Source organism: Kribbella amoyensis, from assembly GCF_007828865.1.
Taxonomy (GTDB): Bacteria; Actinomycetota; Actinomycetes; order Propionibacteriales; family Kribbellaceae; genus Kribbella; species Kribbella amoyensis.
Genome location: NZ_VIVK01000003.1, coordinates 338,672 through 364,002 on the forward strand (window position 1 = coordinate 338,672; position 25,331 = coordinate 364,002).

At 69.8% G+C, this 25,331-nt stretch carries 24 protein-coding genes; 11 read left to right on the top strand and 13 right to left on the bottom strand.

The genetic code is table 11. The features are described 5' to 3' along the window. The first annotated feature begins 127 nt into the window (after window positions 1-127). From FB561_RS35595 to FB561_RS35605, 3 genes are read left to right on the top strand one after another with little or no spacing between them, the layout of a single operon-like run. Window positions 128-793: a KpsF/GutQ family sugar-phosphate isomerase gene (locus FB561_RS35595; RefSeq protein WP_145814478.1), complete on the top strand. Its 666-nt coding sequence runs from the start codon at window positions 128-130 to the stop codon at window positions 791-793. Further along, a complete protein-coding gene (locus FB561_RS35600; RefSeq protein ID WP_145814479.1) occupies window positions 790-1,764 on the top strand; it encodes a ribokinase in 975 nt (324 codons plus the stop codon). Before FB561_RS35595 ends, FB561_RS35600 begins: the two co-directional genes overlap by 4 nt. A 52-nt stretch (window positions 1,765-1,816) precedes the next feature. Beyond that, on the top strand, window positions 1,817-2,815 hold the full coding sequence (locus FB561_RS35605) for a LacI family DNA-binding transcriptional regulator (RefSeq protein ID WP_145814480.1): 999 nt from the start codon (window positions 1,817-1,819) through the stop codon (window positions 2,813-2,815). A gap of 106 nt (window positions 2,816-2,921) precedes the next feature. Here the strand turns inward: FB561_RS35605 and FB561_RS35610 are convergent, their stop codons facing one another. Beyond that, entirely contained in the window at window positions 2,922-3,398 is a 477-nt protein-coding gene (locus FB561_RS35610; protein ID WP_238335319.1) for a nucleoside hydrolase, read from the bottom strand. Between the two features lie 124 nt (window positions 3,399-3,522). Here FB561_RS35610 and dapD point away from each other — a divergent pair, with 124 nt between their 5' ends. Continuing rightward, complete coding sequence (gene dapD, locus FB561_RS35615) at window positions 3,523-4,464, top strand: 2,3,4,5-tetrahydropyridine-2,6-dicarboxylate N-succinyltransferase (RefSeq protein WP_145814481.1); 942 nt, start codon at window positions 3,523-3,525, stop codon at window positions 4,462-4,464. Between the two features lie 132 nt (window positions 4,465-4,596). Then, window positions 4,597-5,574 carry a VldE C-terminal domain-containing protein gene (locus FB561_RS35620; protein WP_145814482.1) on the top strand — a complete coding sequence of 326 codons (978 nt, stop codon included), beginning with the start codon at window positions 4,597-4,599 and terminating at the stop codon, window positions 5,572-5,574. Window positions 5,575-6,059: 485 nt separating this feature from the next. Here the strand turns inward: FB561_RS35620 and fdxA are convergent, their stop codons facing one another. Next, window positions 6,060-6,386 (bottom strand): ferredoxin, encoded by a 327-nt coding sequence (fdxA, locus tag FB561_RS35625; RefSeq protein ID WP_145814483.1) that lies wholly within the window; start codon window positions 6,384-6,386, stop codon window positions 6,060-6,062. 114 nt (window positions 6,387-6,500) lie between these two features. On the opposite strand from fdxA, the gene FB561_RS35630 reads away from it, so the two are divergent. Together FB561_RS35630 and FB561_RS35635 are read left to right on the top strand one after the other, a co-directional pair. Next, entirely contained in the window at window positions 6,501-7,430 is a 930-nt protein-coding gene (locus FB561_RS35630) for a GNAT family N-acetyltransferase (RefSeq protein ID WP_145814484.1), read from the top strand. 40 nt (window positions 7,431-7,470) lie between these two features. Next, entirely contained in the window at window positions 7,471-7,908 is a 438-nt protein-coding gene (locus FB561_RS35635; protein WP_145814485.1) for a type II toxin-antitoxin system PemK/MazF family toxin, read from the top strand. Between the two features lies 1 nt (window position 7,909). Here FB561_RS35635 and FB561_RS35640 read toward each other — a convergent pair whose 3' ends face one another. The 4 genes from FB561_RS35640 to FB561_RS35655 form a co-directional block, all read right to left on the bottom strand. Continuing rightward, complete coding sequence (locus tag FB561_RS35640; RefSeq protein ID WP_145814486.1) at window positions 7,910-9,703, bottom strand: VanW family protein; 1,794 nt, start codon at window positions 9,701-9,703, stop codon at window positions 7,910-7,912. A 63-nt stretch (window positions 9,704-9,766) separates the two neighbouring features. Beyond that, the gene (locus tag FB561_RS35645) at window positions 9,767-10,303 is read right to left on the bottom strand and encodes a flavin reductase family protein (protein WP_145814487.1); all 537 of its coding nucleotides are present in this window, start codon (window positions 10,301-10,303) and stop codon (window positions 9,767-9,769) included. Between the two features lie 102 nt (window positions 10,304-10,405). Further along, window positions 10,406-11,317, bottom strand: a complete 912-nt coding sequence (mshB, locus tag FB561_RS35650; protein WP_145814488.1) for an N-acetyl-1-D-myo-inositol-2-amino-2-deoxy-alpha-D-glucopyranoside deacetylase — start codon at window positions 11,315-11,317, stop codon at window positions 10,406-10,408. A gap of 115 nt (window positions 11,318-11,432) precedes the next feature. Next, window positions 11,433-11,729: a response regulator transcription factor gene (locus FB561_RS35655; protein ID WP_145814489.1), complete on the bottom strand. Its 297-nt coding sequence runs from the start codon at window positions 11,727-11,729 to the stop codon at window positions 11,433-11,435. A 124-nt stretch (window positions 11,730-11,853) separates the two neighbouring features. On the opposite strand from FB561_RS35655, the gene FB561_RS35660 reads away from it, so the two are divergent. Next, the gene (locus tag FB561_RS35660; RefSeq protein ID WP_145814490.1) at window positions 11,854-14,316 is read left to right on the top strand and encodes an ATP-binding protein; all 2,463 of its coding nucleotides are present in this window, start codon (window positions 11,854-11,856) and stop codon (window positions 14,314-14,316) included. A gap of 3 nt (window positions 14,317-14,319) precedes the next feature. On the opposite strand, the gene FB561_RS35665 is transcribed toward FB561_RS35660, so the two are convergent. The 7 genes from FB561_RS35665 to FB561_RS35695 form a co-directional block, all read right to left on the bottom strand. Then, window positions 14,320-16,662 (bottom strand): ATP-binding protein, encoded by a 2,343-nt coding sequence (locus FB561_RS35665; protein ID WP_145814491.1) that lies wholly within the window; start codon window positions 16,660-16,662, stop codon window positions 14,320-14,322. Window positions 16,663-16,788: 126 nt separating this feature from the next. After that, a complete protein-coding gene (locus tag FB561_RS35670) occupies window positions 16,789-18,498 on the bottom strand; it encodes an ABC transporter substrate-binding protein (protein WP_145814492.1) in 1,710 nt (569 codons plus the stop codon). 173 nt (window positions 18,499-18,671) lie between these two features. Beyond that, the gene (locus FB561_RS35675) at window positions 18,672-19,742 is read right to left on the bottom strand and encodes an ABC transporter ATP-binding protein (protein WP_475422037.1); all 1,071 of its coding nucleotides are present in this window, start codon (window positions 19,740-19,742) and stop codon (window positions 18,672-18,674) included. Window positions 19,743-19,765: 23 nt separating this feature from the next. After that, on the bottom strand, window positions 19,766-20,839 hold the full coding sequence (locus tag FB561_RS35680; RefSeq protein ID WP_145814494.1) for an ABC transporter ATP-binding protein: 1,074 nt from the start codon (window positions 20,837-20,839) through the stop codon (window positions 19,766-19,768). Between the two features lie 46 nt (window positions 20,840-20,885). Beyond that, window positions 20,886-21,890, bottom strand: coding sequence for an ABC transporter permease (locus tag FB561_RS35685; protein ID WP_145814495.1), 1,005 nt, complete (start codon window positions 21,888-21,890; stop codon window positions 20,886-20,888). A 6-nt stretch (window positions 21,891-21,896) separates the two neighbouring features. After that, a complete protein-coding gene (locus FB561_RS35690; RefSeq protein ID WP_238335320.1) occupies window positions 21,897-22,928 on the bottom strand; it encodes an ABC transporter permease in 1,032 nt (343 codons plus the stop codon). A 133-nt stretch (window positions 22,929-23,061) separates the two neighbouring features. Beyond that, entirely contained in the window at window positions 23,062-23,451 is a 390-nt protein-coding gene (locus FB561_RS35695; RefSeq protein WP_145814497.1) for a (deoxy)nucleoside triphosphate pyrophosphohydrolase, read from the bottom strand. A 49-nt stretch (window positions 23,452-23,500) separates the two neighbouring features. Here FB561_RS35695 and FB561_RS35700 point away from each other — a divergent pair, with 49 nt between their 5' ends. The 3 genes from FB561_RS35700 (at window position 23,501) to FB561_RS35710 (ending at window position 25,326) form a co-directional block, all read left to right on the top strand. Further along, window positions 23,501-24,127 (top strand): hypothetical protein, encoded by a 627-nt coding sequence (locus tag FB561_RS35700; protein ID WP_145814498.1) that lies wholly within the window; start codon window positions 23,501-23,503, stop codon window positions 24,125-24,127. A gap of 105 nt (window positions 24,128-24,232) precedes the next feature. Then, complete coding sequence (locus FB561_RS35705) at window positions 24,233-24,526, top strand: hypothetical protein (RefSeq protein WP_145814499.1); 294 nt, start codon at window positions 24,233-24,235, stop codon at window positions 24,524-24,526. Beyond that, entirely contained in the window at window positions 24,526-25,326 is an 801-nt protein-coding gene (locus FB561_RS35710) for a hypothetical protein (protein WP_170284944.1), read from the top strand. Before FB561_RS35705 ends, FB561_RS35710 begins: the two co-directional genes overlap by 1 nt. The last annotated feature ends 5 nt before the right edge of the window (window positions 25,327-25,331 follow it).

Below are 25,331 nucleotides of genomic sequence, written 5' to 3' on the forward strand. Positions count from 1 at the left end.
CGCACAGTGGGCCGGTCCGCCTTGTTTTACGCAGATTTCACCCGTTGACACCGCTCGGTCCGGCTGCCTACTCTTCGGAAATCGATTTCTGACCACCTGACCGGAAAGCGGGTCGAGGATGCCAGTAGTGCCGAACCGTGCGGAGCGCCCCGCCGCCGAGCGGCAACAGCTCGTGGAACTGCCCGGAGACCTTGTCACCCAAGGGCTGGCGGCCGCCCGGACCGCGATCGAGACCGAGGCCGCGGCGGTGTCCGCGCTGGCCGATCGGCTGGACGACGTTTTCCTGGAAGTCCTCACCGCGATCGCCGCGTGCGAGGGCCACCTGGTCGTCACCGGGCTCGGCAAGTCCGGCCTGGTCGGGCGCAAGATCGCCGCCACGCTGGCCTCGACCGGTACGCCGGCCACGTTCATCCACGCCGGCGACGCCCTGCACGGCGACTCCGGCGCGGTGACCGAGCGGGACCTGGTCCTCGCCCTGTCCGCGTCCGGTGAGACCGCCGAGGTGTGCGCGTTCGCCCGGATGCTCGGCGACCGGCGGATCCCGGTGATCGCGATGACCGGGCGCGAGGACTCCACGCTGGCCCAGTTGGCGACGTACACGCTGGACACGATGGTGCCGCGCGAGGCCGACCCGTTGAACCTGGCCCCGACCGCGTCGACCACGGCCGCGCTGGTGATGGGCGACGCGCTCGCCTGCGCGCTCGTCGTCCTGCGCGAGTTCACCCACCACGACTTCGCCCGCTTCCATCCGTCCGGGGCGCTCGGCCGCAAACTGCTGGGAGAGCAGGTATGAGCGGGTACGACGTGTGCGTGCTCGGGTCGTTCATGAAGGACCTGGTGGCGACCGCGGAACGCCGGCCGCTGCCCGGGGAGACGTTGCACGGCACCGGATTCGCGGAGTTCCTCGGCGGCAAAGGCGTGAACCAGGCGATCGCCGCGGCCCGGATGGGTGCGCGCACCGCGATCGTCGGCACCATCGGCGAGGACCGGTACGGCGAGGAGTTCCTCGACCTGCTGAGTACCGACGGCGTGGACACCGGCTGGGTGGTCCGGCACCCGGAGCTCGGGACCGGCGTCGGCCTGCCGCTGGTCCTGCCCGACGGCAGCAACTCGATCATCATCGTGTCCCGCGCGAACGCGGCGATCACCCCGGACGACATCGCGGCCGCCGGCGAGGTGCTCACCGGCAGCCGGGTCCTGAGCGTCCAACTCGAACTCCCGGTCGAGGCGAGCCGAGCTGCCCTCCAGCTCGCCTCGACCGCGGGGGCGACCACGATCCTCACCCCGGCCCCGGTCGGTCCGGTCGACGCCTCGCTCGCGCGGTACGTCGACATCCTGGTACCGAACGAGGTGGAGGCCGCGGCGCTGACCGGGCTCGATTGCGACGACGAGTCGCAGGTCCCGGTGATCGCGCGCAAGCTCGCCGAGGAGTGGGACCTGCGCGGTTGCGTGGTGACGCTGGGTTCCCGCGGCGCGTTCGTGCTCGACCGGGAGCGGGACCTCGAGCTCCGGGTCGCACCGCACCGGGTCGCGACCGTCGACACGGTCGGCGCCGGGGACGCCTTCTGCGGGTCGCTCGCCGCTTCATTGGCCGAGGGCGCCGCCCTCGCCGACGCGGTACGCCTCGCGAACGCCGCCGGAGCGCTGTCCACCACCGTCAACGGCGCCGCCGACTCCGCACCGAACCGGTCCGACGCCCAGGCTCTCCTGGACGCGACGGCCGCCAACGCCTCCTCAATGGCCGCCGCTCCGCCTGAGGCGTGAGACGCTAGTGCCGTCCAGACGGCAGGCGGCGAACACCAGGCGGGGAGCGAGCATGACGACGATCTACGACGTCGCGCGTAGATCCGGGGTGTCTCCGGCGACCGTTTCGCGGGTCCTGAGCGGCCGGCGCAACGTGGACCCGGAGCTGTCCGAGAAGGTCCGCGCGGCGGTGGCCGAGCTCGGCTACCGCCCGAACGGCGTCGCCCGGAACCTGCGTCGCGCCAGTACGAACCTGTGGGCCGTGGTCATCTCCGACATCGAGAACCCGTTCTTCACCTCACTGGTCCGCGGTCTCGAGGACGTCGCGCAGACCGAGGGGTACCACGTGGTGCTCTGCAACTCCGACGAGGACCCGGCCAAGGAGGCGGCGTACTCCTCGGCGGTGCTGACCGAGCAGATGGCCGGCGTGGTGATCTCGCCGACCTCGACCGCCGAGGGCGTCCAGCAGCTCGCCGACGCGAAGACCCCGATGGTGCTGATCGACCGCCGGGTGGAGGGCGTCGAGGCGGACACCGTCCTGGTCGACAACGAACACGGTGCCGCCGAAGGCGTGAAACACCTGATCGACGGCGGGTACCAGCGGATCGCCTGTATCACCGGCCCGCGCCGGGTGAGTACGGCGATGGACCGCCTGGCCGGGTACCGCGCGGCCTTGCGCAGCGCCGGAATCCGGTACAGCAAGGACCTGGTCCGGCACGCCGACTTCCGCGAGGCCGGCGGGTTCGCGGCGATGGAGAGCCTGCTCGACCTGCCCGAACCCCCCGAAGCCCTCTTCGTCACGAACAACCTGATGACCGTCGGCGCCCTGGAAGCCCTGGCCAAACGCGGCGTCCGAGCCCCCGACGACATCGCCGTGGTCGGCTTCGACGACATCCCCTGGGCCGACCTGGTCGTCCCCAGCCTCACCACCGTCGCCCAACCCACCTACGAACTGGGCCGAACCGCGGGTCTCCTCCTCAAAGACCGCATAGCAGCCCCAGGCCGCCCCCCGTCCACAGTCACCCTCCGCACCGAACTCCACATCCGAGCCACCTCAGCCCCGAAGCGCTGACGAATTGGCGGACGCCCAGCACTCACCAACTCAGCGGACAGCCTGTACCTAGGCGCCGGCGACGCTCACGCCGCGGTCGACCGCGAGGTTGGTAAGTGCTGCAGGTTCAGTGGAGTGGGGTGCCGCGAGCATGAGTACGGCCGCGGGATCGTGCGGCACGTTGGAATCGGCGGCGGAGAACTGCCAGTACTGCCGCATCTCCGCGGCAAGCAGTTCGCCCAACGCGTTTGGTCAGCGGCCCGACCGCGATCACCGTGGACGATCCGGCGAGCAGGTCGATCGCGTCGGCGTCGCTGATCCGCTCGCGCTCGAGGTCCGCGAGCAACGCGCCCTCGTGCCCGGCCCACCAGACCTCGGCCCCCGACCGCGGCTGCCCACGTCCCGGCGCGATCGGGCCCACGTCACGACCCGCGACCGCGGCGACCCGGGCCGCCATTCGCGCGCGCAGCACCACGTCGCCGTACCCGGTGGTCACGCCGGTCAGGGCGAGTTCGGGCGATCCGAGGACGACGACCAGAGCGAGGACGCCGTCCACGTCCGAGCCGAGATCGGTGTCGAAGACCAGAGACGTTGCCGTCAGCATCCTTCCGCGGGAGCGCCGGGGACCTGTGACCGAGCCTTCCCAAACCGGACGGGCCCGGTCAAGGCGCCGACCGAGGAGCGGGCGGGCGACGGCGGCCAGGGCCGGATCTGGCAGGCTTGGCGGCATGACTGAGACTCCCGCCACCCAGGCCTGGGGCTTCGGCCTGGCCACCGTGACCGCGTCGGGCACCGTCCTCGACGTCTGGTACCCCGCGCCCGAGCTGGGCGCCGCGCCCGCCGACGCGAAGGCCGCGGCCGAGCTGATCGCCGCCGAGGGCAACGACGACCTGCGCCGGGTCCGCCGGGTCGTGGTGCGCGCGGAGATCACCCTCGACGCGGCGCCGGCCGACACCGCCGACGCGTACCTGCGGCTGCACCTGCTGTCGCACCGGCTGGTCCGTCCGCACGGCGTCAACCTGGACGGCATCTTCGGCGCGCTGCCGAACAATGCCTGGACCTCGCACGGCCCGGTCCCGGTCGAGGACGTCGAGCAGGTCCGGCTCCGCGCCCGCGCCGCCGGGTACCACCTGAGCGTGACCAGCGTGGACAAGTTCCCGCGGATGACCGACTACGTCGTCCCGGCCGGGGTCCGGATCGCCGACGCGGACCGGGTCCGGCTCGGCGCGCACCTGGCGTCCGGGACCACGGTGATGCACGAGGGCTTCGTGAACTTCAACGCCGGCACCCTCGGGACGTCGATGGTCGAGGGCCGGATCGTGGCCGGGGTGGTGGTCGACGACGGCAGCGACATCGGCGCCGGCGCCTCGATCATGGGCACCCTGTCCGGCGGCGGCAAGCAGGTCATCTCGATCGGCAAGCGCTGCCTGCTCGGCGCCAACGGCGGGATCGGCATCTCGCTCGGCGACGACTGCGTGGTCGAGGCGGGCCTGTACGTGACCGCCGGCACCAAGGTCACCCTTCCGGACGGCAGCGTGGTCAAGGCCCGCGACCTGTCCGGCCAGCCGGGTCTGCTGTACCTGCGCAACTCCGTCACCGGTGCCGTCGAGGCGCGGCCGCGGCAGGGTGAGGGCATCACGCTGAACGAGGCTCTGCACGCCAACGCATGACGGACTCGATCCTGGGGTCATTCCTTCGGACCATTCCGGCCGCCGGCGGAAACCCGGCGGCCGTGCCGATCGTCAACTGTTCGTGATCGTCTCCACGGAACCCGGCAACCGGTCCCGCACGTTGGGACCGGTATGCCGTTGAAGAAGGGCGCCGTCGTCGCCGTAGGGGCCGTCGGCGCGCTCGGCCTGGCCGTCGCCGCCGGAATCGCCTCGATCGGCGGCAAGAGCTTCGGTCCGCTGCTGCCGCCGCCCGAGGAGTGCCGCGCGACCGTCAACGGCAACACGGTCGTCCTCGATCTCGAGCAGGCGGAGTCGGCGGCCGTCATCGCGGGCATCGCGGTCCGCCGCGGACTCCCGCCGCGCGCGGCCACGATCGCGCTGGCCACGGCGTACCAGGAGTCCGGCCTGCGCAACCTCAACCACGGTGACCGGGACTCGCTCGGCCTGTTCCAGCAGCGCCCGTCGATGGGCTGGGGGACGCCGGCGCAGGTCCGCGACCCGCACTACGCGGCGTGGAAGTTCTACGACGCGCTGGTGAAGGTGAAGAACTACCAGCAGCTCGCGGTGACGGTCGCGGCCGACAAGGTCCAGCGCAGCGCGTTCCCCAACGCGTACGCGGACCACGAGAACGACGCCCGCATCCTGGCGTCCGCGCTCACCGGGCAGTCGAAGGCCGTCTTCAGCTGCACGGTCGACCTGGCCTCGGCAAGCGTGGAGGCGGTCGGCAAGAACGGCCTCACCCCGCGCGCCGACGCGGTCCGCCGGGACGTGCTGAAGACCTTCGGCCCGGTACCCACCGGTGGGTACGCCGCGGGCGGGATCCGCTCGGGGCACATGGAGGGCTCGGCGCACTACGAAGGACGTGCGGTCGACCTCTTCGTCAAACCGATCTCCGCCGCGAACACGACCCGCGGCTGGGCGCTCGCGCAGTACCTGGTGGCGCACGCGGATCGGCTGAAGATCCGCACCGTCATCTTCAGCGACCGCATCTGGACCGCCGGCGGCCGCTCCGACAACGGCTGGCGCGAGTACACCCCACCGGACCGCCCCGGCAACCGCGACACCCTCCGCCACCTCGACCACGTCCACGTAGACGTCATCGAGGACTAGAACGACCCCTCACCCTTACCCTCGCCCTCTCCCCCGTAGCCGGTGCCGTGCGGGTGAGGCCGACTTTGGGCACCCACCAGCCACCGTCGAAGCCGCGAACCGCCTGACCCACGCACAAGGAAGCCTGCGGCGGGCGGCAAGCGCCTTGGAGTCTCGGGGCGCCGAGGCGGCGTGGCCGCCGTACGCGGGGGTGAGTGGCGAGGGTTAGAAGACCGCGGCGAGGCAGCGGGGCGGGGATACGCGGGGTGGATGGCTGCGGCGCGGCGGGGTGTGTTATCTCTGGCGAGTTCTTTGGTGGTCGGCGGGGCTGTTGCGTGGTTGGCGTGTTGCGGGACGTGCAGCGGTCGAACGACCCGCCAGCGGACCGCGTGCACTGTGCCAGCTCCTCACCTGCAACGCCCGCCATGAACCACGAACGCCTGGTCCCTGCCGCAGCGCCCTGGGTGGGAGCTGGGCTGGGCCAGGCGTTTCTGGTGGTGCTTTGGTTACTCGTCGTGCTCCTGCGGGGGGAGGGCGGCGACGAAGGGGTGGTCCTTGTCGATCTTGCCCATCTTGGAAGCGCCGCCGGGGCTGCCCAGGTCGTTGAAGAACTCCACGTTGGCCGTGTAGTAGTCCTTCCACTGATCCGGGGTGTCGTCCTCGTAGTAGATCGCTTCGACCGGGCAGACCGGCTCGCACGCTCCGCAGTCGACGCACTCGTCAGGGTGGATGTAGAGCATCCGGTTGCCCTCGTAGATGCAGTCGACCGGGCACTCCTCGACGCAGGCGAGGTCCTTGAGGTCAACACACGGCTGCGCGATGACGTAAGTCACTGGTACTCCTCCTATGGCCAGCAAGCGCAGCGGACTTGGGATGCTGCGTGCGGTGGTGCTCGGGTTCTCTAGTATCACGGTATAACTTCGCCCACTCTGCCAGGAGTCCGCATCGTGTCAGGCCTCAGTGCCCGTGATATCGGCCACCGTGTCGTGGTTCGGCATGCGCTCGGGGGTGGGCAGCTGACCGATGTGATCGGCGTGCTGCAGAGCCTGGACGCCGAGACCCTGGCCGTGAGGCACGCCGACAGCACCGTGCACCGGGTCCGGCTGACCGACGTCGCCGCGGCCAAGCCGATTCCGCCGATGCCGCTGCGGCCCGTGGACGTGGACCAGCTCTTCCTCACCACCGCGCTCGGGCGGCCCGCGGCCGAGACCCGGTACGTCGGGCAGTGGTTGCTGCGAGCATCCGCGGGCTGGACGGGCCGGGGCAACTCGCTGCTGCCGGCCGGTGACCCCGGGATGCCGGTCGTGGACGCGCTCAAGCACACGCGAGCCTTCTACGAGGAGCGGGACCTGCCCGCGCTCGCGCTGGTCCGGCTCGGGAGCGCCCAGGAGGAGGAGTTCCGGCGGCTAGGCTGGATCGAGGCGCGCCCGGACGAGGCGGACGTACGGGTCATGCACACCACGCTCGACCTGGTGAACGGCGAACCGGCGTACGAGGTGGCCGTGACCGACCGGCCGGACGCCGACTGGTACGCCGCGGCCTCCGACGCGCCGCTGCCGGCTGTGGCGGCCACGGTGATGGAGGGCGCGCCGAAGTCGGTGTTCGCCTCGATCGCGCTGGACGGCCGGACGGTCGCCGTCGCCAGAGGCGCCATGACGGGGCATTGGGTCGCGGTGGACGCCGTGCGCGTCGACCCGCGGTACAGGCGCCGTGGGCTCGGTACGGCGCTGCTGCAGGGGATCACGCGGTGGGCGGGCCCGCTCGGTGGCCGGCGGGCGTACCTCGAGGTGGTTGAGGACAACGCGGCCGCGATGGCCACGTACACGCGGCTCGGCTACGACACGGCGTACAAGTACCGCTATCTGACCGTTCAGTGAGCCCTACCCGCCGGCAGCCGGGGCGCTAAGGTCGGGCGTTATGGCGGATCACGTGGCCGAGCGGCCGGAGTACGCGGGTGACTACGAGGGAACCGTGCACGTCGAGTACACGCCGCACCCGGACGACGGGGTGGCCGACCCGGGCGAGATCGTCTGGACCTGGGTGCCGTTCGAGGAGGACCACAGCCGCGGCAAGGACCGGCCGGTCCTGGTGGTCGGGTCCGACGAGCCTTACCTGCTCGCGCTGATCCTGACCAGCAAGGACCACGACCGGGACGCCGCCGACGAGGCGCGCTGGGGCCGGGTCTGGTTCGACATCGGCAGCGGCCCGTGGGACAAGGAGAACCGGCGCAGCGAGGTCCGGCTGGACCGGGTACTGCGGATCGACCCGGCGGAGGTCCGCCGGGAGGGCGCCGCGATCGGGCCGGAGCTGTTCGGTCAGGTGGCCGAACAGCTCCACACCCTGCGGCGGGCCTGACTCAGGCCGGCGGACGCGCCGTCGTCGACGGGTTGGCGCCGGGCGGGGTCGGCGGCGTGGTCTCCGGGGTGCCCGGGGGTTTGGTGCCCGGAGGCTTGGTGCCCGGCTTCGGGCCGCAGCGGATGTCGTCGGCGGCGTTGTAGTTGGTGGTGAACGTCTCGGACTTCACCCGCTGGCCGTTCTTGGCGAAGTACCGGTAGATCTTGATGTCGAACCCGGCGGTCGGCGCCTGCGGCCGGCAGCCGGCCTCCTGGCTGTAGACCGTCTTCGGCGCGCGCGGGTTGTACTTCGCGGACTGGCCGGCGGTGATGTCCCAGACCTTGGTGCCCCAGATCTTCACCGTGATGCTGCCCTGGTTGCCCGGCGTGGACGAGGTGAACAGGGTCTGCACGAAGACCCCGTGCCCGGAGTCGTTCTGGAACTTCAAATCCACGGACGGCCAGGCCACCGTCGCCTCGCGGCCGATCGGGTACCGGCTGATGTAGACGCTGTGCGCCTTGTGCTCGACGTCCTTCAGGCCGGCGAAGAACGCGGCGTTGAAGGTGGTGGTGGCCGACTGGGAGACGCCGCCGCCGAGGTCGAGGACGAACTTGCCCCCGTTGATGATGTTGCCCTCGGTGAAGCCGTTCTCCTTGGTCCGCTCGCCGACGATCTTGTTCAGGCTGAACGTCTCGCCCGGCTTCAGCAGGGTGCCGTTGATCTTGCGGGCGGCGGTGCCGATGTTCACGTTCCGGTACTCGGCGTGCGGGAACTTGGTGGTGAACTGGCCCATCACCTCCTTGATCCCCAGCGCCTGCGCGGCCTCGGTGGTCAGCTCGGCCTTCGACTGGGCCAGGCCGACCGCGGCCTTCCGGTCGCCCTCCGGCTTCGGCAGCAGCGACAGGATCGCCGGCACCACCTTGTCCCTGGCGACCACCTGACCGTCCACGGCCGGGACCACCTGCGGCTTGCCGCCGACGATCTGGATCGAGGCGTCCTTCGGCTGGGTCTCCAGCTCGGCGAACCGCTTCTTGAACAGCGGCTCCAGCTTCTTGCCGTCCAGGCTCGGGGTGAACTTGCCGTCCTTGGCGGTCAGCTTCAGCGCGGGCGCCAGCTCGGACGGCTGCAGGTTCACCCCCTTGTCGCCGACGGTGAGCCGGACCGGACCGGACATGGCCGGCTCGGCGTACTCCTTCATGGCCTGGTCGATCACGTCAGACCCGGCCTGCGGCTTGGTCACCTGGACCGGGAGGTCGGTCGCCTTCCCGTCGGACGGGTACGCGGCGACGATCGTGTCGCCGGCCGCGGCGTCGTCCAGCTGCAGCCCGTCGGCGGACGGGTGCTTGACCGCCTTGGCGTCCGGGAACGTGATGGTGCCCTCGGTGGCCGGCCGGTTCACCTGCTTCGACAGGCGCTCGACGGCGGCCTTCAGCTTCTGCTCGTCGGTGTTCACCACCGGCTCGACGGCGTGGCCGCCGGTCAGCGCCTGCCACATCCGGGCCGGGTTCAGGCTGCGGCCCACCCCGGCGTCGGCGACGGTGGCGTCCACGTCCAGCGTGAGCCCGGCGTCGGCCGGCTTCACCTGGTACGTCGACTCGCCGGCCTTGAGCTTGATCGGCTGGTTCAGCCGGTCCTTGACACCGGCCGCGAGCTTGGCCTTCGCCTCGTCCTCGGAAAGACCGCCCAGCTGGACGCCGAGTACAGTCGTGTCCCCTGGGACCTTGTCACCGGTCAGCGCGAAGGTCACCCCGTAGGCGACCACGACCACGCCGAACCCCGCCGCGGCGATGATCCCCGCGAGCTGTTTTCTCCCCACCGGACAGAGTCCTCCTGCTCAAGCCAGACGACGGACGCCCCATCCTACGGGACGCCACAAGGTTCACCTCGCGCCGGAGTTCCCCTCGTTGCCGCGCAACTCCCCATACCGGCCCGCGTAGTACATCAGGGCGGCGGGGTCATCGGTCTCCTCCGCGCCGAGGCTCAGCACCTCGCCGACCACGATCGTGTGGTCGCCACCCTCGTACGTCGCCCAGGTGCGGCACTCCAGCCAGGACAACGCCGCACCGACCACCGGGCACCCCGTCTTCGGCCCGGGCGTGGTCGCGATCCCGTCGAACTGGCTGTAGAGGTCGCGGCCGGACCTGGCGAAGCGCTCCGCGATCGGCTGCTGACTGTCCGCGAGCACCGACACGGCCCAGTACCCGCAGTCCAGCACGGCGTCGTGCATCCGGACGCCCTTGTCGACACAGACCAGCACCAGCGGCGGGTCCAGCGACACGGAGGTGAACGCGTTCGCGGTCATCGCGTGCGCGATCCCGCCCTGCAACGTGCTCATGATCGTGATCCCGGACCCGAACCGGCCCAGCACCCGCCGGAACTCCCCAGGCGAGACGCTGCCACCGGGATCCGAAGTCACCCCAGCAGCGTAAGACTCCCCGAAGGTTGATGCCTCAACTCGCCCTGTGGAACAGATCACTCCCCCGCCCGGCCACCGGAAGCGGCCGGGCGGACAGCGCGATCAGAGGCCGGCGAAGAGGTCGTGCTCGAGGCCGTCCGGACCAGGGGCCGCGGTGCCCTTGACCAAGCGGTACGCCTCGTCGCCCCAGATCTCGTTGCCGTTGTTGTTCGACAGGGCGAAGAAGGGGCCGTCGACGGTGATCTGGGTGGCGTGGGCCTTCATCGCGTTCATCTTGCGGTCGACGTACCCCGCGGCGGGGACGACGCAGTCGATGAAGCGGTCCGGGGTGACGAACGGGCCGAGCGGGCCGTCGGGGTCGAGGCCCTCGAACGTGGTGGTGTCGCCGGAGTCGCGGAGTTTGCGGAGGCTGGTCCGCAGCGCCGACTCGGCCATCGCGGTCCAGTAGATCTTCGCGACGTCCCAGGCCGGGCCGAGGTCCTCGCGGTACGACCGGGACGCGGCCAGGGCGGCGGCGTACGTCGCGACGCGGTGCGCCTTGACGTGGTCGGGGTGGCCGTAGTTGCCGAACTCGTCGTAGGTGACCAGGACCTGCGGGCGGATCTCGCGGATGACCGGGACCAGGTCGTTCGCCGCGGCCAGCAGGTCGGCCTGCCAGAAGCTGTCCGGCCGGGTCTGAGGCGGGACCGCGGCGTTGCCGGCGTCGTCGTAGATCATCCCGGTGTCGCGGTACTTGCCCTGGCCGCCGAGGAAGCGGTGGTCGGTGACGCCGAGCTCGGCCATCGCGTCGGCGAGCTCGCCGATCCGGTGTGGGCCGAGCTGGTCGGTCTGGTCGGCGGCGAGATGGGCCAGGTCCGGCACCAGCACCTCGCCCTCCTCGCCGAGGGTGCAGGTGACCAGGGTGACGTGGGCGCCCTCGGCCACGTACCGGGCCATGGTCGCGCCGTTGTTGATCGTCTCGTCGTCGGGGTGCGCGTGCACCAGCAGCAGCCGGCGGTCGGGAAGCTCGCTCATGCGGTTCAGCCTACGTGGCAGGTCCGACAGGCCGAGCGCTCGACGAGTCCGGCCGCCGGCTGCCCGCCGGAGCCGCGATCAGGCCCCCCGGCCGGCGACTCCGTCCTGGTGCCGGTCAGCCGAAGCGGCGGACCAGCAGGCATCCGGCCTGGAACCGCGAACGGGCTCCGAGGCCGGCGATCAGGGCGCTGATCTCGGACCGGACGGTGCGCAGTGACAGACCGAGCTGCCGCGCGATCGCGGCGTCCTTCGCGCCGGTCGCCATCAGCCGCCCGATCAGGACCTGCCGGCTGGTCAGCTCCTGGACCGGCACCGGCGTCCGCCGCCGCGAGCCCAGCTCGTAGACCTCACAGACGACCTCCGGCGCGAAATCCTCCATGCGCACCGCAGGCACAGCCTGGTAAACCGACATCCAGATCTCCTCCCCAGTCCGGTCTCAGCCCAGCACATTGTTCCGGGTGGTCCAGACCGGTCACCAGGTACAACCCATACAGTTCACCCATACATTTGTCGGAGTGCGCGGGGGTGATCGAGCGGTGGAGTCGCAGTTCGCGGCGCTGCTGCGGCGGCACCGGATCGCCGCCGGGCTCACCCAGGACGAGTTGTCGATCCTGTCCGGCATCAGCGTCCAGGCGATCAGCACCCTGGAGCGAGGCACCCGCCGGTACCCCCAGCTGAGTACCGTCCGCGCTCTGGCCGGCGCCCTCCGCCTGGACCCCGACCAGAAGTCCGCGCTCGACGCCGCCGCCTCCCGCCGCGGCCGCGCCAAACCACGGAGCCCTGCCGCCGAAGCCACGGAGCCACCGGAGAGCACCGAGGACGAGACCGAGGACGAGACCGAGGTCCAGGCTGTCCAGGAGGCGGCGGAACCAGGACCGCCGCAGCAGAACCGGGAAGCTGTTTCGCCGCGGCAGTTGCCGTTCGCGAGTGGGGACTTCACCGGGCGGGAGCAGGAGATCGAGGACCTGCGGCGGTACCTCAGCGCGAGTCCAGGGGTCAGTGTCACGACGATCACCGGGATGGGCGGGATCGGGAAGACCTCGCTCGCGGTCCAGGTCGCGCACCGGGTGGCGGAGCACTACCCGGACGGGCAGCTCTATCTCGACCTGCGCGGGTTCGGGCTCGGTCCGCCGATGGAGCCGCTGGAAGCGCTGACGTACCTGCTCGAGGATCTCGGCGAGGTGCCGCCGGTCGACCTGCCGACCGCCGCCGCCCGGTACCGGACCGCGCTCGCCGAACGCCGCCTCGTGCTGCTGCTCGACAACGCCGCCAATCACCAGCAGGTCCGACCGCTCCTCCCTGGCTCCGGCGGTTGCGCGGTGCTGGTGACCAGCCGCCGCAGCCTGACCGGACTCGGCGGACGCCAGTTCTACCTCGGCGAACCACCGCTGCACGAGTCGATCGACATGTTCCGGCGGATCTCCGGCCGGTACGACGCCCCGGCGGACGACTGCGCCGAGGTGGTCCGGCAGTGTGGCGGGCTGCCGCTCGCGATCCGGATGGCCGGCGCCCGGCTGGCGTCCCGGCCGAGCTGGCCGGTCGCCCATCTCGCCGAACGTCTCGCCGACGGCCGCCGCCGGCTCGACGAACTGCAGCTGGACGATTCCGGGGTCCGCGCCACCCTCAACCTGAGCATCGAGCAGCTCGCCGGCAGCGACGACCCGACCGACGTGCAGGCCGTGTCCCTGTTCGCGATGCTCGGTCTGGCCGCGGCCGTCGACCTCTCGGCCCCACTCGCCGCCGCCCTGGCCCAGCTCCCCGAACCAGAGGCGGCCACCGTTCTCGAGCGACTCGTCGACGTCCATCTGCTGACCACGCCCGGTCCAGGCCGGTACCGTCTGCACGATCTCGTCCGGGTCGCGGCCCGCGAGTTCGCCGAGCAGACCCTGACCGAGGACGAACGTCGCGCGGCTACCACCCGCTGGCTCCAGCGCGTCGCCGCGGTCGTCTGGAAGGCCAGCGAGTTCGCCGGGCACGGGCTCACCCGGGAACGCTGGCTCGACCCCGGCCGGCTCGACGCGGCCGACGACCTGCCACGGCAGGAGGACGTCCTCAGCTGGCTCGACCACGAACGCCCGGCCCTGGTCCCGACGATCCAGCAGGCCGTCCGTGATCACCCCGGCCTCGCCGTCCAGCTCGCCGTCGGCCTGAACGCGTACTACGCCCGCCGACGGGCCTGGCTCGACTGGCTCCTGGTCACCGAGGCCGTCCTCCCCCTCGTCGAAGAAGGCGCGGACCGTATCGCCGAGGGCCTGGTCCTGCACGACCTGGGCGCCGCCCACGCGGAGCTGAACCAGTACGACGAAGCCGTGGCCCCACTGCGCCGCGCGGTCGCCGCCGCGGACGCGTCCGGCGACGAGAACCTGCAGTCCCTCTGCCTGAGCAGCCTCAGCCACGTCCTGGAAAGGGCCGGCCGCAGCACCGAAGGCATCCCGTACGCCGCCCGCGCCCGCGAGATCGGCCTCCGGCTGGGCGTACCCGCCCGCGCCGCCTGGGCGTGTCTGGCTCTCGGCATGCTCCATCTCAGGACCGGCGCCGCCGAGACCGCGGAGCGGCTCTTCGCCGAGGCGCTGGACCTCCTGCCGGACCCCGGCCAGCGCCGGCAGCGAGGCTTGGTCGCGCAGAACGTCGGCGTCGCGTACCGCGAGGCCGGTCAGTACTCGCTCGCCGACCGCGCGCTCCGGCACGGCGTCGAGCTGTACCGTGCCGCCGGAGCGGACGTCCAGGAGGCGGTGGTCCTCACCGAGCTCGCGCGGCTCCGGCTGGCCGAGGACAGCCTGGACTCCGCCGCCCGTCATCTCGGCCAGGCGCTCGCGATCGCGGGCCAGCACGGCGACCGGATCTGCGAGGCCGACGTCCGTCGCCTGCTCGGCGAAACCCTGCACCGGCAGGGCGAGCTCGCCGACGCCCGGCGGGAGTGGCGGCTCGCGTACGCCATCCATACCCAGCACGCGATCCCGATCCCCGCCGACCTCCAGGCGAATCTGGAGTTCGGCTGAGGCTCAGAGCGACGACAACAGCTGTCGCGCTTCCTCAGCTCTCGCGCCGAGACCTCGCTCCCGATAGACGGCCAGTGCCGCGGTCAGCTCGTCCCGTGCCTCGTCCCGCTGCCCGGCATCGGCCAGAATCTGCCCGCGTCGCACCCGGACACTCGCCTCCCGATCCCAGAGCTGGAACTTCTGGGCACCGGACAGCGCTTCCGCCAGTGACCGCAGCGCGGCTTCGGTGTCGCCCGACAGGTGGCGCAGCCAGCCCAGATCTTCCTGGATCTCGGGCAGGTACGGTCCCGCGTCGTCCTCCTGATAGATCCGCAGACTCTCCTCGAGTGGTCCGACCGCGGCCGACAGATCGCCGCATTCACGGTAGGAAAGGCTGATCTGCTGCAGCACGGTGGCGAGTCCACGCGGTGGACCGGCGGACCGCATCGCGTCGACCGCACCCGCGAAGTACTCGTGCTGCGCAGCGTCACCCAGCCCGCCCGAGATCATCCCCAGGACCAGCAGCGCGAGTGCCTCGTCCTCACGGTCGCCGATCGATGCCGCCAGGTCCCGGGCCCGGAGCCCGTACCGCAGGCCTTCCTTCAGCCGACCGGAACGCTCCAGAACATGGCTGAGGTTCACCAACGTCGAGATCTCGAAGCTGGGATTGTCCACCGCGGCCAGGACGTCGACGGCCTGGACGAGTGGCTCGGCGGCGTGCTCGAAGTCGCCGAGTTCGGAGCGGGCCAGGCCGTGGTCGGCGAGCAGCATCGCCCGCGTCGCGGCGTCGGTGGCCAGCGGCGCCGTCAGGGCGGCCACGTCCCGCCACTCCGCCCACCGCTTCCGCGCGATCCCGTAATAGCTCATCGCCACACCGATCCGTACCGACAACTCGCGCTCGGCCGCCGACCCGTTCACCGCCCAGCGCAAGGTGGCCAGCAGAGCGTCTCGTTCGTCGTCGAGCAGATCCAGTACCGCGGCGCGGTCGGCCAGATCCGTCGCGTCCGTCGCCCAGTCAGGCTGCCCCCAGGACTCGCGCAGTCGCGGTGAACGACGGGCCGACAAATCCTTGACCCGCCAGAGCAGGGCGCTGTGGGTTCGGAGAACGGCCATCCGGATCCGGCGCTGCTGCGACGCGGTGGTGCGTTCGCCGAAGTACGAAGCGATCAGGTCGTGCAGGTGGTAACGCGTCGGCGTCCGCGCCTCCAGCAGACTGACATCGGCCAGCCGGTCCAGCAGGCGATCGGCGAGCTCCGGGCTGACACCAGCGACTCGCGAAGCCGTCCGGACCGAGAGATCCGATCCGTCCACGACGGCGACGAGAGGAAGGATCCGGGCCGCTTCCACGTCCAACGGGTCGTCCGAGGCAGCGAGCCCTTCGACCGAGACGGCGATGCTGCCGCGAACACCACGGCCGTGGTCGTCCAGGGCATCCATCCGCCGGGACTCGTCGGCCAGCCGATCGGCGAGATTGCGCACGGCCCTGGCGGACCGGCCGATCAGCCGTACCCCGGCCAGCCGGACCGCGAGCGGCAGACGGGCGCAGTACTCGACGATTCGCTCGGCGGCCGCGGGTTCGGCGGACACAGCGGGACCGCCTACTTCGGCCAGCAGGCGGACGGCCTCCGCCCGCGTGAGTCCGGCCAGTTGCAGCCCACGAGCAGAAGGGAGACCGGACAGCACCCGACGGCTGGTGATGACGACCGCACTGCCTGCCACACCGGGGATCAGCGGCTCGACCTGTGCACTGTCCGCGGCGTTGTCGAGCACGAGGAGTACCCGCCGACCGGCGATCGCCGACCGGTAGAGGGCGGTGGCCTCAGCCAGTTCGGACGGCACCTGGCCGGCCGGCGTTCCGAGGGCTCGGAGCAAGATGCCGAGCGCGGCCGGCGGTTCGATCGGACCGGACGAGCTGAAACCCCGGAGGTCCAGCATCAGTTGGCCGTCGGGGAACTGATCCGCCACCTCGTTCGCGACCTGCAGAGCGAGCGTGGTCTTGCCGATCCCGCCCATACCGGTGACGGCCGCGACCGGCACAGCGGGCGAGGTGACGCCGGCCCGCAGGTGCGTGGCCAGTACATCCAGCTCGCTGTCCCGGCCGGTGAAGTCGGTCAGCGGCGGTGGCAGTTGCCGCAGCGGTTCGCTGGTCCGCGCTGCCGCCGCCTCGAGCATCGACCGTTCGGCGGGTGTGCACCCGAGCGCATCGGCCAAGAGAGCGACCGTCGACGTCCGGGGGAAGCGGCGCCTGTTCCCCTCCAGCGCCCGGACCGCCTCGATGCTCACCTTCGCCGAGTGGGCGAGCGCTTCCTGGCTGAGGGACCGCTCACGACGGAAGCGGCGGAGCAAGCCGCCGAAGGTGGTGTCCATCCTGATCGTCCTCCGGCTCCGGGTCACTCGCACACGGACGGTCAGCCTAGCGAGCCCGAAACGCGCCAGGGGCGGTACCGGGTGACCCGGTACCGCCCCTGCGGTGTTGCTGTTCAGTTCGTCAGATCAGCCGACCTTCTTGAGGCCGATCTTGGTGAGGTCCGGCAGGCCGCCGACGTCGGGGTTGACGGTCGCGCCGGTGATGTTGCTGCCGAGGACGTAGACGTTGTTGTCCTCCGAGATCGGAACCAGCGGAGCGGTCTTCATGACCTCGTCGTGGATGTCCGCCCACGCCGTGATGGCTTCCTTCTGGTCCTTGATGTTCGGGATCTCGTTCATCCGGTCCCAGCCGACGTTCGACCGCGAGTAGTTGTTCTGCGCGGCCTTGCCCGGGGCGGTGTTGTCCGGGCCGAGCACCGGCGCCACGATCGTGGAGACCGAGGCCCAGTCCGCGCACCAACCGGCGGTGATCAGATCGGTCGCCGAGGCGTCGTTCTGCTGGGTCGAGTAGTAGTTGTCGCCCGGGATCTTCTTGATGTCGACGTTGACACCGATCCGCTTCCAGGCAGCCTGCGCGGCCTCGGCCGCCTTGACGGCGATGTCGGTCGCGTCCGAGGCGCCCAGGGTCAGCTTCTCACCCTTGTAGCCGGACTCGGCCAGCGCCGCCTTGGCCTTGTCCAGGTCGCCGGTGAGGGGCGCCTCGAAGGTCTTCTGCTCGCGGTAGCCCTCGTACTCCTTCGGGATGATGGAGTCGATCGGCTTGTTCAGCCGGTCACCACCGCGGGCGGTGATGTAGGCCTGCTTGTCCATGGCGTAGGTCAGCGCCTCACGCAGCTTCTGGTTCTTCAGCAGCGGCTTCTGCTCGTTGAACCCGATGTAGCGCTTGCAGACGTCCGGACCCTCGATGACGCGGTCCTTGACGTTCGCCTGGGTCAGCTTGGCCAGGTTCTGCGGCTGAACGCCGGAGAAGCTGACCGAGTTGGCGTCGGCGCCGGTGCCCTGGATCAGGCGCTGGTCGACGATCGCGTCGTCGTCACCGAACTTGAACTCGAACTTGTCCGGCAGCGCGGTCCGGATCGGGTCGGTGGCCTGGTCCCAGTTGGTGTTGCGGACCAGCGACAGCGACTTGCTCCGGGTGTAGGTCTCGACCTTGTACGGGCCGGACGAGAAGACCCGGTTGTCGTACTGGGTCTTGGTGTCCTTGGCCTGCGGCGTCGGCGCGAAGATCTTCATCGACGCGGTCATCGGGAACTCCGAGACCGGCTGGTTCAGCTTGAACTCGATGGTCTTGTCGTCGGCCGTCGTGATGGCCGTACAGCCCTTGCCACCGTTGTTGCCGGCCGGCTTGTACGGGCCCTGGTAGCCCTTGCAGTCCAGGAAGTTCTTGCCGTACGGCGCACCCTCGGACAGGTCGGCGGAGAACGACCGCTCGACGTTGTACTTGATGTCCTTGGTGGTGATCGGGCTGCCGTCCTCGTACTTGAGGTTGTCCTTCAGGGTGAAGGTCCAGGTCTTGAAGTCCGGCGAGGACTCCCACTTGTCGGCGAGGTCACCGACCAGTTCGACCTTCTTGCTCTCGGCGTTCCAGTTGAACGCGGTCAGCGTCCGGTAGAGCAACTGGCCGGCCATGCCGACGTCGGTGACGAAAGCACGGGCCGGGTCGAGGTGCTCGAAGTCGGAAGCGTGGTAGACGGTGACGGTACCGCCCTTGGCCGCTTCCTCTCCCCCCGTGTTGCCCGAGCTGCTGTTGTTGTTGTCCCCGCCGCATGCCGCCAGCGTGAGGGTCAGGGCCAGACCCGTGGCGACCACGGATCCGACGCGCTTGGCGTGTCTCATGCCATCCTTCTTTCTCTTCCTCCATCGGGCGCCGGATCACGGCCGACCCAGGTGACTGGATTGCCGGTCATCTACTCATGGCCGGAATATCCCTTCAACGGTTCTGGACCGCAGTAATCGGATCGTGATTACTTCAGTGCGGGACAGAGACCGATCGTTACTTTCGGTGATCGTCAGACAACGTCGCGTTCTTCCGGGAAGTGGCACGCCGACAGGTGCGTCGGCGCCCCGATCTGGACCAGCGGAGGCTCCTGTTCGGCGCAGATGTCCTGGGCCTTCCAGCACCGGGTCCGGAACCGGCAGCCGGTGGGCGGGTTGAGCGGGCTCGGCACGTCGCCGGTGAGCCGGATCCGTTCCCGCCGCTTGACCGCGTCGGGATCGGGCTCGGGAACCGCGGAGAGCAGCGCGTGGGTGTACGGGTGCCGGGCGTGGTTGTACAGCTCGTCGCGCTCCGCGATCTCGACGATCTTGCCGAGGTACATCACCGCGACCCGGTCCGAGATGTGCCGGATCACCGACAGGTCGTGCGCGACGAACAGGTACGCCAGGTCGAACTCGTTCTGCAGGTCGTCCAGCAGGTTCACCACCTGGGCCTGGATCGACACGTCCAGCGCCGACACCGGCTCGTCGCAGACGATCAGCTTCGGCCGCAGCGCGAGCGCCCGGGCGATCCCGATCCGCTGCCGCTGGCCGCCGGAGAACTCGTGCGGGTACCGGTTGTAGTGCTCGGGGTTCAGCCCGACCCGGGCCATCAGGTCCTGGACCGCCTGCTTGGTCCCGCCCTCCGACTTGATGCCCTGGATGTCGAACGGCGCGGCGATGATCGTACCGACCGTCTGGCGCGGGTTCAGCGACGAGAACGGGTCCTGGAAGATGATCTGCACGTCGCGCCGGAACGGCCGCATCCGGCGCCGGTTCAGGTGGGTGATGTCGGCACCCTCGAAGGTGATGGTGCCGGCCGTCGGCTCGTCCAGCCGGGTGACCAGCCGGCCGGTGGTCGACTTGCCGCAGCCGGACTCGCCGACCAGGCCGAGCGTCTCGCCGGCCATCAGCTGGAAGTCGATCCCGTCGACCGCCTTCACCGCGCCGGTCTGCTTCTGGAAGATGATGCCCTGGGTGACCGGGAAATGCCGTTGCAGGCCCTTCACCTCGAGCAGGACCTCGCCGCGGCCGGCGCTGGTCCGCTCGGACTTCGCCTTGGCCTTCGGCTTCGGCCCGCCCTTGTCCGTCGGGGTCGTGGTCACGTCGTCTCCTCGGGTGGCCGTGCTCACAGGGCCGGCTTGATCTGCTCGGTGAACAACCGCTGCCGTTCCGGACTGGCGATGTGGCACCGCACCGAGTGCCCGCCGGTCTCCACCTGCAGCAGCTCCGGGACCTCGGTGACGCAGGTGTCGCCGTCGACCTTGTCCCGGAACTCGCAGCGCGGGTGGAACGGGCAGCCGGTCGGCAGGTTGATCAGCGAGGGCGGCGAACCCTTGATCGACTTCAGCCGGTCGCCGCCGCCGGAGATCCGCGGGATCGAGCCGAGCAGACCCCAGGTGTACGGGTGCTCCGGCCGGTAGAAGATGTCCCGCACCGACCCGGACTCGACCACCCGGCCGCCGTACATCACGACCAGCTTCTCGGCCATCTGGGCGACCACGCCGAGGTCGTGGGTGATGATGATGATCGCGGAGTTGAACTCCTTCTGCAGATCGTTCATCAGGTCCAGGATCTGCGCCTGCACGGTGACGTCGAGGGCCGTGGTCGGCTCGTCGGCGATCAGCAGCCGCGGGTCGCACATCAGCGCCATCGCGATCATCGCGCGCTGCCGCATCCCGCCGGAGAACTGGTGCGGGTAGTCGTGGAACCGGGTGGCCGGTGACGGGATGCCGACCCGGTCCAGCAGGTCGATCGCGCGCTTCTTCGCGACCGCCTTGGACACGTCGTTGTGCACCAGGTACGCCTCGGTCAGCTGGTCGCCGACCCGGTAGAACGGGTGCATCGCGGACAGCGGGTCCTGGAAGATCATCGACACCTTGCTGCCCCGCAGCCGGCGCATCTCCTCCAGCTTCATCGAGACCAACTCGTCGCCGTCCAGCCAGATCTTGCCCTCGATCTGCGCCCGGGTGCCCTTGTGCAACCCCATGATCGCCAGGCTGGTGACGCTCTTGCCCGAGCCGGACTCGCCGACGATGCCGAGCGTCTCGCCCTGCTGCAGCGAGAAGCTCAGCCCGTTCACGGCCCGGACCAGGCCGTCGTCGGTGGGGAACCGGACCCGGAGGTCGTCGACCTCGAGGAACGCCCTACCGGTGGCCGGTACCGGCGTGCGGCCGGACTCGGTCGATGCTGCGGTACTCACTGGGGCTGCTCCATCCCGGTCGGAGTCATGACGCCGCGCGGCCCGGTCACGAGAGCCGGACCCGCGGGTCGATGAAGGCGTACAGGACGTCGACGACGATGTTCGCGAAGACGACGAAGAAGGCGGCGATCAGGACCACGCCCATCACCAGCGGCAGGTCGTTGCCGAGCACCGAGTCGATCGAGAGCTTGCCGAGCCCCTGGATACTGAAGATCCGCTCGGTGATGACCGCACCACCGAGCAGTGCGCCGAGGTCCAGGCCGAAGATCGTCACGATCGGCGTCAACGCGGCCCGCAGCCCGTGTTTGAAGACCACCTTGCGCTCGCCGAGGCCCTTCGCCCGGGCGGTCCGGATGAAGTCCTCGTTCATCGTGTCGATCATGTTGGCCCGGGTCAGCCGGGTGTACAGCGCGGCGTTGACCAGGGCGAGTGTGATCCACGGCAGCAGATAGAACTGCATGAACGGCACCGGGCCGGCCGTGAACGGACTCGCGTTCGCCTGATCCGGATACGGCAGCATCCCGCCCTTCACGATGAAGACGTAGACGAGCAGATAGCCGAGCACCAGGGTCGGGAACGAGACGCCGAACAACGCCAGCATCACGCTCAGTTTGTCGACCCATTTCCCCTTTCTCAGCGCGGCGATCAACCCCAGCAACACCCCGGTCACCAGCCAGATGACGGCGGCCCCGGTGGCCAGCCAGAAGGTCGGGCCGATGGCGTCGCTGATCGCGTCGGTGACCTGGATCCCGTTCTGCAGCGAGCGGTCCAGGCACGGCCAGGCGCAGTGCTCCTGGGATCCCTCGGTGCCGAGCTCGCGGCCGCTCGGGTTGACCAGGCCGCTCATGTACCGGCCGTACTGGACGATCAGCGGGTCCTCGAACCCGTACGCCGCGTTCACCTCGGCGACGCGCTCGGTGGTGCAGTTCCGGCCGCAGATCAGCAGCGCGGGGTTGGCCGGGGTGGCCCAGAACAGGAAGAAGGTGATCGCGCTGATCGCGAAGAGGATCATCACCATCTGCAGCAGTCGGCGAACGATGTAGTTGAACATGCGGGCTCAGCTCCGTCCGGCGCGCGGGTCGAGGGCGTCGCGAACCGAGTCGCCCAGCAGGTTGAAGGCGAGCACCGTGATGAACAGCATCGCGCCGGGGAAGAACAGGTAGAGCGGGTTGCCCTCGTACCAGTTGGAGGCGTCCGAGATCATCCGGCCCCAGGACGAGGTCGGCTCCTTGACCCCGACCCCGAGGAACGACAGCGCCGCCTCGGCGGTGATGTAGGTCGGGATGATCAGGGTCGAGTAGACCAGCAGGGTCGGGATCAGGTTCGGCAGGATCTGCCGGAAGATCACGTACCCCGGGCCGGCGCCGAGCGACCGGGCCGCCTCGACGAACTCGCGCTCCCGGATCGACAGCGTCTGGCCCCGCACGATCCGGGCCAGGTAAGCCCAGCCGAAGAAACCGAGCACGAAGATCAGTACGCCCATCCGCAACCCGTTGTTGTCGGGAATGCCGAAGGTGGCCTGCGCGCGGTCGGCGATCACCGGGGTGAGCGCCAGGATGAACAGCAGGGTCGGGAAGCTGAGCAGGATGTCCATCACCCGGCCGAGCACGCCGTCGACCCAGCCACGGAAGTAGCCGGCGATCATCCCGACGATGGTGCCGAGCACCACCGCCACGATGGTGCCGCCGAGCGCGACGAGCAGCGACGCGCGGGCGCCGTAGACCAGCCGGGCGAACACGTCGCGGCCGTTCTGCGGCTCGATGCCGAGCCAGTGCTCGGAGCTCATCCCGCTGCCCCACAGGCCGCCGGCCGGGATGCCGCCGTTGAAGGTGTCGAGCAGGTCCTTGCCGTTGGAATCCTTGAAGTTCGGCTGGTCCGGCGGGAAGCCGGAGATCTTCACGATCAGCGGCGCGAAGATCGCCATCGCGATGATCAGCAGGATGACGATCGCGCTGATCATCGCGATCTTGTCCTTCTTCAACCGGGCCCAGGCGATCTGGCCGAGCGAACGGCCTTCGATCTGTTTCGCCTCGGCGGTGTCGGCGATGTGATCGGAGGGCAGTTCGCCGTCCGGCGGGGTGGTTTCCACCGCACCCAGAGTCATCGTCTGTTCGCCCTCTCGATCGCGACAAATAAAGACTTCGCAGTCTGGCCAGGAACCCTACAAATCTCGCAGTGTGGACGCCACCGACCGGGCCTGCTCGTCGCTGAATCGTGACTGATCAGCCACCTCCCCGCAGGGTGGCCCGCAGCAGCGGCACGAACGGGCGGTCGGCGGGCAGCCAGTCGAGTTCGGACAGTCGCGCCACGGACACCCAGCGTGTCTCCGTGTGTTCGCGCAGAACCGGCGTTCCGGACATCAGTTCGGCCAGGTAGACCCGCAGCACGTACTTGTCGCCGATCGGCTGGTCGAGACCGAGCGACGCGCCCACCGTGACCCGCAGGCCGAGTTCCTCGTCGAGCTCACGCACGGCCGCGTCCCGGTCCGTCTCCCCCGGCTCGACCTTGCCGCCCGGGAACTCCCATCCGCCGTCCGGTCCGGGCCGCAGCGCCGCGAGCACCCGGCCCGCGTCCACCACCGCCACGCCGACGACCACCTGCCTGTCCGTCATGGCCCGGCACTGTGCCAGAAATGTCGGCAGCGCGCCGGAAGATGGTGGAATGCCACTGCAGAACCGGGTACTGCCCACCCAGGAGATCGTGGCCGCGCCCGGCCGCGGCCTGCTGATGGGGAACCGCGGCGCCTTGCACGGGACCGAGCGCCGGCTCGGCACGACCCGCTGGCGGACGAAGGCGTGGATCTGCTGCCTGCTCGACTTCAAGGGTGCTCAGCGCGACCCGATGCCGCCCGGCCGCTGGACGGCGCTGTTCTTCTTCGACGAGGCGGTCGCGCTCGCCGCCGGTCATCGGCCGTGCGCCTACTGCCGCCGCCGCGACTTCCTCCGGTACGCCGGTGCGTGGGCCCGTGGCCGTGGTCTGGACGAGCGCCCGCGGGCCGCCGCGATGGACGCGCAGCTCCACCTGGACCGGGTGGAGTCCCGGACGCGCCGGCAACGGACCACGATCGCCCCGCTCGGCGAACTGCCTGACGGCGCGATGATCCTGGTCGACGCGACCCCGGCGCTGGTCCTCGGCGGCCGGGTGTACAACTGGTCGTGGGAGGGGTATGCCACACCGGCCGATCCGCCCGCGCACCGCGAGGTCGTCGTGCTCACCCCGCCCGCGAATCTCGTTGTCCTGCAGGCCGGATACGCTCCCTTACTGCACCCGTCCGCGGTTCGCAACTGAGGGCAGCCTAACTGGAAACACGCCGTACCGAGGGGTCTTCCGTTGTGCGCCGCACGAAGGCAGAGTGTCCATACTTACAGCGACAAAACCATTACTGGAGTCGGTATGGGCGACGGCAACACTTCCCTGGTGGCCGTGCAGCGCGCACTCGAAGCACTGCACGCGAGTGTCGGCAAGTTGAGCCAGGAGTACGGTGACACCCTCGGCATCCGCCGGTTGGTGTCGGACGTCGCCAGGCTGAGCGACGACCTGGCCGAAGTCGGCCCTCCCGACCCCCGGCACAGACCCGGACCCGTTCCGGAGGAACTCGAGGAGATTTCCGACGTGGAGTATGACGCGTCCATGTGGACAGGCGCGGAGACCGAAGGCTTCGGAGCACCGGACCGGCGCGCGCCCTGATGACTACTGGAGTTGAGAGTCCCGGTCGCGCACAGATCGGGCAGAAGACGCTGCGAACCGACCGTTGGTGGCTGGCGCCGCTGCGGATCGGCGTGATCCTGCTCTTTTTCATCGTCTACGCGACGATCCGGATCTTCATGAACAAGTGGTACTGGGTCGACGACTTCCATTACCTCACCCCGCTGTACTCGCCCTGTGTGACCGCCTCCTGTGTCGAGGGGTCGAGCCATCTGGGCACCTGGTTCGGCGAGTTCCCCCGGGTGATCCCGTTCAGCATCATCACCTTCGCGGTGCTGGCCGGCTTCCGCGGCACCTGCTACTACTACCGCAAGGCCGGCTACCGCTCGCTGTTCTTCGCACCGGCCGCCTGCGCGGTCCCGGAGCCGCACAAGAAGTACACGGGTGAGCGGAAGTTCCCGCTGGTCGCGCTCAACCTGCACCGGTACTTCTTCTACGGCGCGCTGGCCTTCGGCCTGCTCAACGTGTACGACGGCGTCCTCGCCTTCCACGGGAAGGACGGCGGCTTCGGCATCGGCCTGGGCACCGTGATCATCTGGGTCAACCTGGTGATGCTGTGGGCGTACACGCTGTCCTGCCACGCCTGCCGGCACATCGTCGGCGGCCGGCTGAAGAACTTCTCCAAGCACCCGCTGCGCTACCGGTACTGGACCTTCGTGTCCAAGCTGAACCCCAAGCACGGCACGTTCGCGATGGCCTCGTTGTTCACCGTGATCCTCACCGACTTCTACATCATGGCGCTGTCGGCCGGCTGGTTCTCCGACCTGCGCATCATCAACTGATACAG

Coding starts and splice junctions, on each gene's coding strand:
- FB561_RS35705 (WP_145814499.1), top strand. CDS start 24,233: ATGGGCGACGGCAACACTTCCCTGGTGGCCGTGCAGCGCGCACTCGAA.
- FB561_RS35605 (WP_145814480.1), top strand. CDS start 1,817: ATGACGACGATCTACGACGTCGCGCGTAGATCCGGGGTGTCTCCGGCG.
- FB561_RS35685 (WP_145814495.1), bottom strand. CDS start 21,890: ATGTTCAACTACATCGTTCGCCGACTGCTGCAGATGGTGATGATCCTC.
- FB561_RS35620 (WP_145814482.1), top strand. CDS start 4,597: ATGCCGTTGAAGAAGGGCGCCGTCGTCGCCGTAGGGGCCGTCGGCGCG.
- FB561_RS35695 (WP_145814497.1), bottom strand. CDS start 23,451: ATGACGGACAGGCAGGTGGTCGTCGGCGTGGCGGTGGTGGACGCGGGC.
- FB561_RS35665 (WP_145814491.1), bottom strand. CDS start 16,662: ATGGACACCACCTTCGGCGGCTTGCTCCGCCGCTTCCGTCGTGAGCGG.
- FB561_RS35600 (WP_145814479.1), top strand. CDS start 790: ATGAGCGGGTACGACGTGTGCGTGCTCGGGTCGTTCATGAAGGACCTG.
- FB561_RS35700 (WP_145814498.1), top strand. CDS start 23,501: ATGCCACTGCAGAACCGGGTACTGCCCACCCAGGAGATCGTGGCCGCG.
- FB561_RS35710 (WP_170284944.1), top strand. CDS start 24,526: ATGACTACTGGAGTTGAGAGTCCCGGTCGCGCACAGATCGGGCAGAAG.
- dapD (WP_145814481.1), top strand. CDS start 3,523: ATGACTGAGACTCCCGCCACCCAGGCCTGGGGCTTCGGCCTGGCCACC.
- mshB (WP_145814488.1), bottom strand. CDS start 11,317: ATGAGCGAGCTTCCCGACCGCCGGCTGCTGCTGGTGCACGCGCACCCC.
- FB561_RS35635 (WP_145814485.1), top strand. CDS start 7,471: ATGGCGGATCACGTGGCCGAGCGGCCGGAGTACGCGGGTGACTACGAG.
- FB561_RS35610 (WP_238335319.1), bottom strand. CDS start 3,398: ATGCTGACGGCAACGTCTCTGGTCTTCGACACCGATCTCGGCTCGGAC.
- FB561_RS35670 (WP_145814492.1), bottom strand. CDS start 18,498: ATGAGACACGCCAAGCGCGTCGGATCCGTGGTCGCCACGGGTCTGGCC.
- FB561_RS35655 (WP_145814489.1), bottom strand. CDS start 11,729: ATGTCGGTTTACCAGGCTGTGCCTGCGGTGCGCATGGAGGATTTCGCG.